12 protein-coding genes are annotated in these 13,289 nt (G+C 70.6%); 10 read left to right on the top strand and 2 right to left on the bottom strand.

What is annotated here, in order from left to right; all coding sequences use genetic code 11:
- Positions 1-717: NAD(P)H-dependent oxidoreductase subunit E (locus tag ABZ896_RS48820; protein ID WP_360944587.1), on the bottom strand; the 717-nt coding region annotated here is incomplete at its 3' end.
- Between the two features lie 48 nt (positions 718-765).
- Positions 766-2,688, bottom strand: a complete 1,923-nt coding sequence (locus ABZ896_RS48825) for a molybdopterin-dependent oxidoreductase (RefSeq protein WP_360944590.1) — start codon at positions 2,686-2,688, stop codon at positions 766-768.
- A gap of 209 nt (positions 2,689-2,897) precedes the next feature.
- Here ABZ896_RS48825 and ABZ896_RS48830 point away from each other — a divergent pair, with 209 nt between their 5' ends.
- The 10 genes from ABZ896_RS48830 to ABZ896_RS48875 form a co-directional block, all read left to right on the top strand.
- Positions 2,898-4,232, top strand: a complete 1,335-nt coding sequence (locus ABZ896_RS48830; RefSeq protein WP_360944593.1) for an OFA family MFS transporter — start codon at positions 2,898-2,900, stop codon at positions 4,230-4,232.
- A complete protein-coding gene (locus ABZ896_RS48835; RefSeq protein ID WP_360944596.1) occupies positions 4,198-4,335 on the top strand; it encodes a hypothetical protein in 138 nt (45 codons plus the stop codon). The genes ABZ896_RS48830 and ABZ896_RS48835 overlap by 35 nt, the downstream gene beginning before the upstream one ends.
- A gap of 149 nt (positions 4,336-4,484) precedes the next feature.
- Complete coding sequence (locus tag ABZ896_RS48840) at positions 4,485-5,423, top strand: beta-ketoacyl-ACP synthase III (RefSeq protein WP_360944599.1); 939 nt, start codon at positions 4,485-4,487, stop codon at positions 5,421-5,423.
- 109 nt (positions 5,424-5,532) lie between these two features.
- Positions 5,533-6,210 (top strand): GntR family transcriptional regulator, encoded by a 678-nt coding sequence (locus ABZ896_RS48845; RefSeq protein ID WP_360944602.1) that lies wholly within the window; start codon positions 5,533-5,535, stop codon positions 6,208-6,210.
- A gap of 179 nt (positions 6,211-6,389) precedes the next feature.
- Positions 6,390-7,571, top strand: coding sequence for an ROK family transcriptional regulator (locus tag ABZ896_RS48850; protein ID WP_360944605.1), 1,182 nt, complete (start codon positions 6,390-6,392; stop codon positions 7,569-7,571).
- Between the two features lie 113 nt (positions 7,572-7,684).
- Positions 7,685-9,202 (top strand): sugar ABC transporter ATP-binding protein, encoded by a 1,518-nt coding sequence (locus ABZ896_RS48855; protein ID WP_360944608.1) that lies wholly within the window; start codon positions 7,685-7,687, stop codon positions 9,200-9,202.
- The gene (locus tag ABZ896_RS48860; protein ID WP_360944611.1) at positions 9,199-10,218 is read left to right on the top strand and encodes an ABC transporter permease; all 1,020 of its coding nucleotides are present in this window, start codon (positions 9,199-9,201) and stop codon (positions 10,216-10,218) included. The genes ABZ896_RS48855 and ABZ896_RS48860 overlap by 4 nt, the downstream gene beginning before the upstream one ends.
- A 17-nt stretch (positions 10,219-10,235) precedes the next feature.
- Positions 10,236-11,276: a substrate-binding domain-containing protein gene (locus ABZ896_RS48865; RefSeq protein ID WP_360944614.1), complete on the top strand. Its 1,041-nt coding sequence runs from the start codon at positions 10,236-10,238 to the stop codon at positions 11,274-11,276.
- Between the two features lie 125 nt (positions 11,277-11,401).
- A complete protein-coding gene (locus tag ABZ896_RS48870; protein ID WP_360944617.1) occupies positions 11,402-12,604 on the top strand; it encodes a Gfo/Idh/MocA family oxidoreductase in 1,203 nt (400 codons plus the stop codon).
- Between the two features lie 14 nt (positions 12,605-12,618).
- Positions 12,619-13,289 (top strand): sugar phosphate isomerase/epimerase family protein (locus ABZ896_RS48875; protein ID WP_360944620.1); only part of this gene is annotated, 671 nt, incomplete at its 3' end.

A 13,289-nucleotide genomic window follows, 5' to 3' on the forward strand; every position in this document is an offset into this window, starting at 1 on the left:
ACGCAGGTGCGAGCCGAGCTGTTCGTTGCGGTACAGGGCCACCAGCGCGGTGACGGTGATCAGGCTCCGGTCGCGCGGGGACAACTCCTCGCGGGGGCGGTGGGTGTTGGGGCTGGGCTGCTGGCGGGTGTGGGGGGCGCGTTTTTGGCGGGCGTTGGGGTCGAGGTCGGGGGCCTGGCGGGTGTCCGGGCTGTGCTCCTGGTGGGTGGCGGGGGCGGGGTTCTGGCGGGGGCCTGGGCTGTGCTCCTGGGGGGTGCCGGGGCCGGGGTCTTGGCGGTTGCCGAGGTCGGGGTCTTGGTGGGTGTCAGCGCTCAGCGCCGCTTCCAGGCTCGCGCAGAGGTCGGTCGCGCCCGCCGTCGTGCACGCGAGGTCCGTGCAGACGCGGAGGACGGTCGCGGGGCGGGGCCGCACCGAGAACATCGCATAAAAGGTGGCGACGCCGTACGCCTCCGCAGGCGGGACCGTCAGTCGCCGGCACAGATAGGCGAGGGCGCCCGCGCTGATCCAGCCGATCCGGTCGTTGAGGGCGTGCAGCCCCGGCAGCAGCTGGTCGCGGCGGCTCCGGGCCGTGCGGCCACCGCGCACCCACCGCAGGTCGACGGCTAGCGTCTCGTCGCGGGGTGAGCCCTCCCAGGAGGACTGAGGCGGCCCCAACAGGGCGTCCACGGCCGCTCGTTCGTCGTCGGTCGGCTCGCTGTCGCCGAAGCGCAGGTCCACCGGGTCACCTCACTCCTGAACGGCGGCTGGACACCGGGGCGGCCCGAGTCAACCGACGATCGTCACGATGGGCAGCTTGTCGATCCGGATCGCCGCGGCCCTGAACTCCGCCGTCCCCGTGATCGGGCAACGGGCGCTGATCGTGGGCCAGTTGGCCCCTGCCGCGTCAGCCTCGTCCACCTCGTCCACCTGGTTCATCTCGTTCGCCTCGTCCGCCGAGGGCAGCCTCATGGAGGCGAGACCGGGGCGCAGCGCCGGGGTGATCCGGACGGACACCGTCACCGCCCCGCGCCGCGAGGAGACCCGCACCTCCTCGCCGACCTCGACCTCATACCGTTCGGCGTCCTCCGGGCACAGCTCGATGAACCGGCTCCCCAGGCACTGGCTCGCGGTGATCCGGATCGGGTACCGCTCGTCGATCAGGTCGACCGGCGGAACGTGTTGGACAAGCCCGAAAGGCGCCCACCGGCCACGCCTCGCCGAGTCCCCCTCCCACAACCGGCCGTGCAGATACGTCGGTTCGAGCCGCCCGGTGCTCGGACACGGCCACTGGATTCCCCGCTGCTCCTCCAGACGCGCGTACGGCATCCCGCGGTGGTCCGGCGACAGCGAGCGCACCTCGTTCCAGACGGCCTCGGAGTCGGCGTACTTCCACTCGTGGCCGAGCCGGGCCGCCAGTTCGCAGATGATGCCGATGTCCCCGCGTGCCTCGCCGGGCGGGGTCACTGCCCGGCGCACCCGCTGAACTCTCCGCTCACTGCTGGTGGTTGTCCCCTCGGTCTCCGCCGGGCCGGCGGCCGCGGGCAGGACGACGTCCGCCGACCGGGCCGTCCCGGTGAGGAAGACGTCCTGCACGACGAGGAAGTCGAGGGCCCGGAGCCGCCGTACCGCCCGCTCGCCGTCGGCCTCGGACCCCGCCGGGTCCGCGCCGACGCAGTAGACCGCCCTGAGCGTGCCGTCCTCCATCGCCTCGGACATCTGGGTGTAGTCGAGGCCGTAGTGCGGGTCGATCACGGTGCCCCAGAGGGACTCGAACTTCCGCCGGACGCCCGGATCGAGGATGTCCTGGAAACCCGGCAGCCGGTGGGGAACCGCGCCCATGTCGATGCTGCCCTGCACGTTGCTCCGGCCGCTCAGGGGCTGCAACCCGCTGCCGTGGCGCCCCACATGACCGGTGAGCAGCGCGAGGTTGATCAACGCCCGTACGTTGTCCGTGCCGTTGCGGTGCCCGGTGACGCCGAGGCCCCAGCACAACTGGGCGCGCTCGGCGCAGGCGTAGGCGTGCGCCAACTCCCTTACGGCGTCGGCCGGTACGCCCGTCACCCGCTCGGCGAGGGACGGCGTCCACGGCTCGACGAGCCGCTCGTACACCTCGTACCCCGTGGTGGCCCGCTCGACGAACGCCCGGTCGGCCAGGCCCTCGTGGATGATCTCGCGCCCGATCGCGTGCGCCAGCGGGATGTCCGTACCGACGTCGATGCCGAGCCAGCCCTCCGCCCACTCGGCGGTGGCGGTGCGCCGCGGGTCGACCACGTACAGCCGGGCGCCGCCGCGCAGCCCCTTCAGGACGTGCTGGAAGAAGACGGGGTGCGTGCCGCGGGCGTCGGAGCCCCACATCACGACGACATCGGTGTCCTCGATCTCCGCGTACGACGTGGTCCCGCCGCCCGACCCGAAGACGGCGGACAGGCCCGCGACGCTCGGGACGTGGCAGGCGCGGTCGTAGGAGTCGACGTTGTTGGTGCCCATCACGACCCGGGCGAACTTCTGGGCCAGGTAGCTCGTCTCGTTGGTCGCGCGGGCGCAGGAGAACAGGCCGAAGGCACCGCGGTTGCGGTCGAGACCACGGGCCGCGCGGTCCAGGGCCTCGTCCCAGCCCGCCCGCCGCAAGGGTTTGTCACGGGAGTCGCGGACGAGGGGGTGGGTGAGGCGGGTGCCGCCGGTCGTGGGTGCGCGGTCGCGGCTCCGCATGCGGCACTCCTCGGGACTCGGCGGCTCTCCACAAGGTCGACGAAATACTGTCTACAGTATGTGAGTACTGTCGGCAAGGGTTCGCGCGCGAGCCGCCGGGCGGGGAAACCGGACGGTCCGACCGTTCGGCGCGCGCTGGATACCGCTCACCGCATACCGTCGACGCGCCGCCTTTCCATCCCGCTCATTAGTTCCTACCGTCCGGGATCATGAGTCCCCCTGTCGCACCCGCGGGCTGGAGCCGTTGGCTCGTCCCCCCGGCCGCTCTCTCGGTCCACCTCTCCATCGGCCAGGCCTACGCCTGGTCCGTGTTCAAGCCGCCGCTCGAATCCGCGCTCGGCCTGAGCGGCACGCAGAGCGCGCTGCCCTTCCAGCTCGGCATCGTGATGCTCGGCCTGTCCGCCGCGTTCGGCGGCACGCTCGTGGAGCGCAACGGTCCGCGCTGGGCGATGACCGTGGCCCTGATCTGCTTCTCCTCCGGCTTCCTGCTGTCCTCACTGGGCGCGGCCACCGAGCAGTACTGGCTGATCGTCCTCGGCTACGGCTTCGTCGGCGGCATAGGCCTCGGCATCGGCTACATCTCGCCGGTCTCCACCCTGATCAAGTGGTTCCCCGACCGGCCGGGCATGGCCACCGGCATCGCCATCATGGGCTTCGGCGGCGGCGCGCTCATCGCCTCGCCCTGGTCGGCGCAGATGCTGGAGTCCTTCGGCTCCGACAGCTCCGGGATCGCGCTCGCGTTCCTCGTGCACGGGCTGTCGTACGCCGTCTTCATGCTCCTCGGCGTGCTGCTGGTCCGGGTGCCGCGCACCGAGAAGCCGGTCGAGAACGCGCCGAGCGTCCTCGAGGGACCGCAGGTCTCGGCGAAGAGCGCCGTGCGCACCCCCCAGTTCTGGTGCCTGTGGGTCGTGCTCTGCATGAACGTGACCGCGGGCATCGGCATCCTGGAGAAGGCCGCGCCGATGATCGTGGACTTCTTCAAGGAGACCTCCACGCCCGTGTCGGTCTCGGCGGCCGCGGGCTTCGTCGCGCTGCTCTCGGCGGCCAACATGGCGGGCCGGATCGGCTGGTCGTCCACCTCCGATCTGATCGGACGGAAGAACATCTACCGCGTCTACCTGGGCGTGGGCGCGGTGATGTACGGGACGATCGCCCTGTTCGGCGATTCCTCCAAGCCGCTGTTCATCCTGTGCGCGCTGGTGATCCTCTCCTTCTACGGCGGCGGCTTCGCGACCATTCCGGCCTATCTGAAGGACCTCTTCGGCACCTACCAGGTCGGCGCCATCCACGGCCGGCTGCTCACCGCCTGGTCCACGGCCGGTGTCCTCGGCCCGCTGATCGTGAACTGGATCGCCGACCGGCAGGAGGAGGCCGGCAAGAGCGGCTCCGACCTGTACACGACCTCCTTCCTGATCATGATCGGTCTGCTCGTCGTCGGCTTCGTCGCCAACGAACTGGTCCGGCCCGTCGACCCCCGCCACCACATCCCCGCACCGAAGGAGGCCGTCGATGTCGCAGCCCGACAGCAGCCAGAGTCCGCCTGACCGACGCCCGCTGATCGCCTTCGCCTGGGTGTGGGTGGGGGTGCCGCTCGCCTACGGCCTCTACGAACTCGTACAGAAGGCCACGAAGCTGTTCACCGGGTAACTGTTCGGCAGGTGTTCGGGCGTCCGAGGGTGTGGGAGAAGCCGACAACCCGGGCGCCCGTTTCCTGTCGCCTTACGTGTCCGCGTACCCGTGAGTCACTGATCAGACTGGTGGATCCCGACACCCAAGGCAACGAGGGGGACCCACCCATGAACGGCTCGCGGATCGCCGCCGTCGGTCACTACCAGCCCGCCAAGGTGCTCACCAACGAGGACCTGGCGGGCCTGGTCGACACCAATGACGAGTGGATCAGGAGCCGGGTGGGGATCCGCACCCGCCACATCGCCGGCCCCGACGAGCCGGTGGACGAGCTGGCCGCGCATGCCGCCGCGAAGGCGCTGGCCGCCGCGGGACTGGGCCCCGCCGACATCGACCTGGTGCTGGTCGCGACCTCCACCGCGGTCGACCGGTCCCCGAACATGGCCGCCCGGGTAGCCGCCCGGCTCGGCATCCCCTCGCCCGCCGCGATGGACGTCAATGTGGTGTGCGCCGGGTTCACCCACGCTTTGGCGACCGCGGACCACACCGTGCGTGCGGGGGCGGCCACCCGGGCCCTGGTCGTCGGGGCCGACAAGATGTCCGAGGTGACCGACTGGAGCGACCGTACGACGTGCGTGCTCGTCGGGGACGGGGCGGGCGCGGCGGTCGTGGAGGCCGCGGACGTGCCTGGGATCTCGCCCGTGCTGTGGGGATCGGTGCCCGAGATGGGACACGCGGTGCGCATCGAGGGGCAGCCCGCGCGGTTCGCCCAGGAGGGGCAGAGCGTCTACCGGTGGGCGACCACCCAGCTGCCGCCGCTGGCCCGGAAGGCCTGTGAGCGGGCCGGTCTGGAGCCCGCCGACCTGGCGGCGGTCGTGCTGCACCAGGCGAACCTGCGGATCATCGAGCCCCTCGCGCAGAAGATCGGTGCTGTGAACGCGATCGTCGCCAAGGATGTCGTGAACTCCGGCAACACGTCGGCGGCCAGTATCCCGATGGCCTTCTCGAAGCTCGTGGAGCAGGGCGAGATCTCGACGGGGGATCCGGTGCTGCTGTTCGGGTTCGGGGGGAACCTGTCGTACGCCGGTCAGGTCGTGCGGTGTCCCTGACGTACGGGATGTGACGCGTCCGACTCCGGGTTTCCCTCGCCACTGTGCGCCGTAGACTGTAGACAAAAGGCGATTGTCTCGTACGGCCCGTCGAGGAGGGGGAGCGCGAATGCTGTCGACCGGATTGCCGCAGGGGGCTGTGCCCAGGCTCGAACGCCCGGGACCATTGCGCGACCGCGTCTACGAGGCGCTGCTCGAACTCATCACCACTCGGGCGCTCCAGCCCGGCCAGCACCTCGTCGAGAGCGAACTCGCCGGGCACCTCGGAGTCTCGCGGCAGCCGGTGCGTGAGGCGTTGCAGCGGCTCAATACCGAGGGTTGGGTCGATCTACGGCCTGCCCAGGGTGCGTTCGTGCATGAGCCGACGGACGAGGAAGCCGATCAACTCCTCACCGTCCGCACCCTGTTGGAGGCCGAGGCCGCTCGGCTGGCCGCCGCCAACGCGGGCAGCGCCGGCATCGCGGCCCTGGAGGAGCTGTGCGCCCAGGGCGAGAGCGCGGTCGCCGCGGACGACGTCGACGCCGCGGTCGCCCTGAACGCCCGTTTCCACGCGAAGATCATGGAACTCGCCGGCAACGCGGTCCTCGCGGAACTCGCGGGACAGGTGGACCGCCGGGTGCGCTGGTACTACACGCCGATCGCCCGCCAGCGCGGCCGCCAGTCCTGGATCGAACACCGTGAACTGATCGCTGCGATCGCCGACCGCGACGAACGGCGGGCGACGGAGCTGATGCGGGAGCACACCGAGCACACACGACGGTCGTACCACGCGCGTCAGCGGTCGTAGACGCCGGTATTCGCGCACCCACCGTCACGGGTTCTCGCGCGGTTCTTTGTCCTGTCAGTGGGGAAAGTCGGCGGCAATCTCTGCACAGCTTCTTCCCAGGTTGGGCGGCCGCTGCTACGTTCCCCTCGAAAGACCGGATACTGGTGGCCGAATGAGGCGGGGAGGGGCTCGTGAGACGTATGACGGCGCGACCTGCGAACGCCCATCAGGCCAAGCTGCTCAGGCTGTTGCGCGACGGAGGCCCCAACTCCCGTGCCCAGCTGGGCGATGAGGTCGACCTGTCACGGTCCAAGCTGGCCGTGGAGGTGGACCGGCTGCTGGAGACGGGCCTGATCGTGGCCGACGGACTCGCCGCCTCGCGCGGTGGCCGCCGCTCCCACAACATCCGGCTCGCCCCCGCACTGCGCTTCCTCGGCGTCGACATCGGCGCGACCTCGGTCGACGTCGCCGTCACCAACGCCGAACTGGAGATCCTGGGACACCTCAACCAGCCCATGGACGTCCGCGAGGGCCCGGTCGCGGTCTTCGAGCAAGTCCTGTCCATGGCAGCGAAGTTGAAGGCGACGGGGCTCGCGGAAGGGTTCGACGGCGCCGGAATCGGTGTCCCCGGGCCGGTCCGCTTCCCCGAGGGCGTCCCGGTGGCCCCGCCGATCATGCCCGGCTGGGACGGCTTTCCGGTCCGGGAGGCGCTCAGCCAGGAACTCGGCTGCCCGGTGATGGTCGACAACGATGTGAACCTCATGGCGATGGGGGAGATGCACGCGGGCGTCGCACGCTCGGTGGGCGACTTCCTCTGCGTCAAGATCGGCACCGGCATCGGCTGCGGCATCGTCGCCGGCGGCGAGGTCCACCGAGGGGTGACCGGCAGCGCGGGCGACATCGGGCACATCCAGGCCGTGCCCGACGGCCGCCCGTGCGCCTGCGGCAACCGCGGTTGCCTGGAAGCCCACTTCAGCGGGGCGGCCCTCGCCCGGGACGCCGTGGAGGCGGTCGAGCAGGGACGGTCGGACGAACTGGCCTCGCGGTACGAGGCGAACGGCGCCCTGACCGCGATCGACGTCGCGGCCGCGGCCGCCGCCGGTGACGCCGCCGCCCTCGACCTGATCCGTGAGGGAGGCAACCGCACCGGCCAGGTCATCGCCGGACTGGTCTCCTTCTTCAACCCCGGCCTGGTGGTGATCGGCGGCGGGGTGACCGGCCTCGGCCACACCCTGCTCGCCGCGATCCGCACCCAGGTCTACCGCCAGTCGCTGCCGCTGGCGACCGGCAACCTGCCCATCGTGCTGGGGGAGTTGGGCCCCACCGCCGGAGTCATCGGCGCCGCCCGGCTCATCAGCGACCACCTGTTCTCACCCGCGTAAGCCCTTCTTCGACCCGGCACTCCCCGCTACGGCGGTCTCCGCCACCGCATCCCGCACAGCGCCCTGCTTCGCCCTGCCCTGAAACCGGCCCGCACGCCCGCCAAGGGGACCTCATGGCACCAGAACCACCGCTGCTCAGCATGTCCGGCATCACCAAGTCGTTCCCCGGCGTCCGGGCCCTCGACGGCGTCGATCTCGACGTCCAGGCCGGCGAAGTGCACTGTCTGCTCGGCCAGAACGGCGCCGGGAAGTCCACCCTCATCAAGGTCCTGGCCGGCGCCCACCAGCCCGACACCGGCACCATCCGCTGGCGCGGCGAGGACGTCACCCTGCGCTCGCCGATCGCCGCGATGCGCCTCGGCATCGCCACGATCTACCAGGAACTCGACTTGGTGGAGCACCTGTCCGTGGCCGAGAACGTCCACCTCGGCCATGAACCGACGGCGGCCGGGTTCGTCGTACGGGGAAAGGCGGCCAAGGCGTCAACGGCTCGGCTTCTGAGAAGGCTTGGGCACCCGGAGGTCGATCCGGCGCGCCTGGTGGGGGAGTTGTCGGCGGCGCAGCAGCAGATTGTCTCCATGGCGCGGGCGCTCTCCCACGAGGTCCGGCTGATCGTCATGGACGAGCCGTCCGCCGCCCTCGACCCGGACGAGGTCGACAACCTCTTCCGGATCGTCGGCGACCTCACCGCCGAGGGTGTCGCCGTCGTCTACATCTCGCACCGCCTGGAGGAGATCCGGCGCATCGGCGACCGGGTCACCGTCCTCAAGGACGGGCGGGCCGTGGCGGTCGGGCTGCCCGCGAAGTCGACGCCGACGCGTGAGGTCGTGGCGCTGATGACGGGGCGGAACGTCGAGTACGTCTTTCCGGAGCGGCCTGTCGCCGCCCCGGACGGTCCGGCGGTCCTGGAAGTCCAAGGGCTCGCCCGGGACGGCGAGTTCGCGGCGCTGGATCTTTCCGTGCACCCGGGGGAGATCGTCGGACTCGCCGGCCTCGTCGGCTCGGGACGCTCCGAGATCCTGGAGACGATCTACGGCGCCCGTAAGCCCACAGCCGGTCAAGTCCGCGTGGACGGGCGGACGTTGAAGCCCGGCAGCGTACGGGCCGCCGTCCGCGCCGGACTCGGGCTCGCGCCCGAGGAGCGCAAGGCCCAGGCCCTGCTGATGCTGGAGTCGGTCACCCGCAACGTCTCCGTCTCCTCCATGTCCCGCTTCTCGCGCGGCGGTTGGATCGACCGGGGCGCCGAACTCGGCGCGGCGCGCGCGGCCACCCGTGAACTGTCGCTGCGGCCCGACAACCCCTCCGCACCGGTGCGCACCCTGTCCGGCGGCAACCAGCAGAAGGCCGTCCTGGCCCGCTGGCTGCTGCGCGGCTGCCGGGTCCTGCTGCTCGACGAGCCCACCCGCGGCGTCGACGTCGGCGCCCGCGCCGAACTCTATGCCGTCGTACGCCGGTTGGCCGACGAGGGCCTCGCCGTCCTGCTGGTCTCCAGCGAGGTCCCCGAGGTGCTCGGCCTCGCCGACCGCGTCCTGGTGCTCCGCGAGGGCATCGTCGTGCACACCGCGCCCGCCCGCGAGCTCGACGAACACCGTGTACTCGACCTCGTCATGGAAGGAAGCCCGGCGTCATGACGCAGCCCGTGTCCCCGCCCAGGGGAAGCGCCGACAAGGTGCCTTCGGTGAGTGAACCGCCCGCGTGGCGAGGGGTGTTCGCCCGTGCCGACGTCCGCACCCTCTCCCTGCTCGGCGTGCTCGCCGTGCTGATCCTCATCGGCGGCCTCACCAAGCCCGACGAGTTCCTCGACACCCGCAACCTCCAACTCGTCCTCACCCAGGCCTCGGTGATCGGTGTCGTCACCGTCGGCATGACCTTCGTCATCACCTCCGGCGGCATCGACCTGTCCGTCGGCGCCATCGTCGCCCTCGCCTCCGTCTGGGCGACCACCGTCGCCACACAGGAGTACGGCTTCGCGGGCATCCTCTTCACCGCGGTGATCGTCGGCGTCGGCTGCGGCCTGGTCAACGGACTGCTCGTCGCGTACGGCGGGATGGTGCCGTTCATCGCCACCCTCGCGATGCTCGCCTCGGCGCGTGGACTCGCCCTCCAGATCACCGAGGGGCGCACCCAGATCGTCAGCGTGAACTCCGTGCTCGACCTCGGCGGCCGGGACGCCTACGTCCTCGGCATCCCGCCGCTCGTCATGGTCTTCGCCGTCGTGACGATCATCGGCTGGCTGGTGCTCAACCGCACCACCTTCGGCCGCCGCACCGTCGCCGTCGGCGGCAACGCGGAGGCCGCCCGCCTCGCCGGCATCGACGTGCGCCGCCAGCGCCTCTACCTCTACCTGCTGTCCGGGCTGTGCTGCGGCATCGCGGCCTTCCTGCTGATCATCCTGTCCGGCTCCGGCCAGAACACCAACGGCAACCTCTACGAACTCGACGCCATCGCCGCCGCGATCATCGGCGGCACCCTGCTCAGCGGCGGCCGGGGCACCATCACCGGCTCCGTGCTCGGCGTCCTGATCTTCACCACGATCACCAACATCTTCGCCCTGAACAACCTGCAGAGCGACGTCCAGCAGATCGCCAAGGGCGCGATCATCGTCGCCGCCGTGCTGGTCCAGCGCCGTACCGCAAGCACGACCTGAGGAAAGGGTTCACCGCCATGACGTACAGGACGAGTCGCAGAGGGCTGCTCTTCGGGACCGCCGCCGTGGGTGCCGGTGCCCTCCTCGCCGGGTGCACCAGCAACGACTCCAAGGACGAGGAGCCGGCCTCGAACGACCAGCCGGCCGCCGACGACAAGCCCGGCAAGCAGGTCACCATCGGCTTCGCGGGCCCGCAGGCCGACCACGGCTGGCTCAACGCCATCAACGACAACGCCAAGAGCCGGGCGAAGAAGTACTCGGACGTCACCCTGGAGATCACCGAGGGCTCCAACGACACCGCCGCGCAGATCGGCCAGATCGAGACCCTCATCAACAAGAAGGTCGACGTCCTGGTGGTCCTGCCCGCCGACGGCAAGGCCCTCACCCAGGTCGGCCTGAAGGCCATGCGGGCCGGAATACCGGTCGTCAACCTCGACCGGATCTTCAACACCCCGCAGGCGTACCGCTGTTGGATCGGCGGCGACAACTACGGCATGGGCCTCAACGCCGGCCACTACATCGGCGAGAAGCTCAAGGGGAAGTCGAACGCCCGGGTGATCGAACTCGCGGGCCTGGACAACCTGGAACTCACCAAAGAGCGCACCCAGGGCTTCGACGACGCCCTCAAGAACTACCCGAACATCCGCAAGGTGGCCCGCCAGGCCGCCGAGTTCACCGTGGAGTCCGGGCAGGCGAAGATGGCCCAACTCCTGCAGGCGCAGCCGGACTTCGACGCGTTGTGGAACCACGACGACGACCAGGGCGTGGGTGCGCTGCGCGCCATAGACCAGGCCGGGCGTGACGACTTCCTGATGGTCGGCGGCGCCGGCGCCCTGTCCGCCTTCCAGGCCATCAAGCAGGACAACAGCGTCCTGAAGGCGACCGTCCTCTACCCGCCGACCATGGCCGCCTCCGCGATCGACCTCGCCCGCGCCCTCGGCCAGTCCAAGGGCATCGGCGGCCTCGCCGAGTTCGAGATCCCGGCCTCCCTCACCCTCTACTCGGCCGTCGTCGACAAGACCAACGTCGACCAGTACATGTCCACCGGCTTCAAGTGAGGCGTCCCGCACCAGGGCCCGCGCTTCGGACCAGCCGGTCCGAAGTACCGGCCCTGGGCGCCCGGTTCGTCGACGGACCGGGCTGCACCCCCCACCGCGCCACCACGACGAGGAGGACATCGCGCATGGCACAGCCGCAGCAGTCAGAAGAGGCCGGGAAGCCGCCTCTGCGGGTGGGCATGGTCGGCTACGCCTTCATGGGCGCCGCCCACTCCCAGGGCTGGCGGACCGTGGGCCGCGTCTTCGACCTGCCCCGCCGGCCCGTCCTCGCCGTGATCTGCGGACGGGACGCGGACGCGGTACGGCGCGCCGCCGACCGGCACGGCTGGGCGGCCGTCGAGACCGACTGGCGGGCCCTGGTCGAGCGGGACGACATCGACCTCGTCGACATCTGCACCCCCGGCGACAGCCACGCCGAGATCGCGCTGGCCGCGCTCGCCGCGGGCAAACACGTGCTGTGCGAGAAGCCCCTCGCGAACACCGTCGAGGAGGCCTCCGCGATGACGGCCGCCGCCGAAGCGGCCTACGGACGCGGCCAGTTGGCGATGGTGGGCTTCAACTACCGGCGGGTGCCCGCCACCGCGCTCGCCCGCCGGATGGTCGCGGAGGGCCGGATCGGCACGCTGCGCCACGTCCGGGCGACCTACCTCCAGGACTGGCTGGTCGACCCCGACTTCCCCCTCACCTGGCGGCTGCGCAAGGAACACGCCGGCTCGGGATCCCTCGGCGACCTCGGAGCGCACATCATCGACCTCGCCCAGTACCTGGCGGGGGAGCAACTCGCCGGAGTCTCCGCCCTCCTGGAGACCTTCGTACGCGAACGCCCACTGCCCGTCGGCGCCACCAGCGGACTCTCCGCCGCCTCGTCCGCCGGCACCGGCCAGGTCACCGTCGACGACGCCGCCGTCTTCACCGGCCGCTTCCCCTCCGGCGCCCTCGCCTCCTTCGAGGCCACCCGCTATGCCACCGGCCGCAAGAACGCCCTGCGCATCGAACTCAACGGCGATCGCGGCTCGTTGGCCTTCGACCTGGAACGCCTCAACGAACTCGCCTACCACGACGGCACCGAGCCCGGCGCGCACGCAGGCTTTCGCCGCATCCTCGCCACCGAGCCCGAGCACCCCTACCTGGAGGGCTGGTGGCCGCCGGGTCACGGCCTGGGCTACGAGCACACCTTCGTCCACCAGGCCCGCGACCTCGTCCACGCGATCGCCGAGGGCCGCCGCCCCGAACCCTCCTTCGCCGACGGGTTGCAGGTGCAGCGTGTGCTGGCCGCGGTGGAGGAGAGCGCTGAGAAGAACTCCGTCTACACGCCCGTAGCTGTCTGAGGAGGGTCCAGGAGATGCCACGTCAGTTCACGCTCTTCACCGGCCAGTGGGCCGACCTCCCCCTGGAAGAGGTCTGCCGTCTGGCCCGGGATTTCGGTTACGACGGTCTCGAACTGGCCTGCTGGGGTGATCACTTCGAGGTCGACAAGGCGCTTGCGGACCCGTCGTATCTGGATTCCCGGCATGCGCTGCTCGACAAGTACGGGCTCAAGTGCTGGGCGATCTCGAACCATTTGGTCGGCCAGGCGGTGTGCGACGCGATCATCGACGAGCGGCACCGGGCGATCCTGCCGTCGGAGGTGTGGGGTGACGGTGACCCCGAAGGAGTACGGCAGCGTGCTGCGGAGCGCATGAAGGACACCGCACGGGCGGCGGCCGCGTTCGGGGTCGACACGGTGATCGGTTTCACGGGGTCGTCGATCTGGCATCTGGTCGCGATGTTCCCGCCTGCCCCGGAGTCGATGATCGAGGCCGGTTACGAGGACTTCGCCGCGCGCTGGAACCCCATCCTGGACGTCTTCGACGCGCAGGGGGTGCGGTTCGCGCACGAGGTGCATCCCAGCGAGATCGCCTACGACTACTGGACAACACAGCGCGCTCTGGCCGCGGTTGACCACCGGCCGGCGTTCGGGCTCAACTTCGATCCCTCGCACTTCGTGTGGCAGGACCTGGACCCGGTGGGCTT

This window comes from Streptomyces sp. NPDC047072 (genome assembly GCF_040643855.1).
GTDB lineage: Bacteria > Actinomycetota > Actinomycetes > Streptomycetales > Streptomycetaceae > Streptomyces.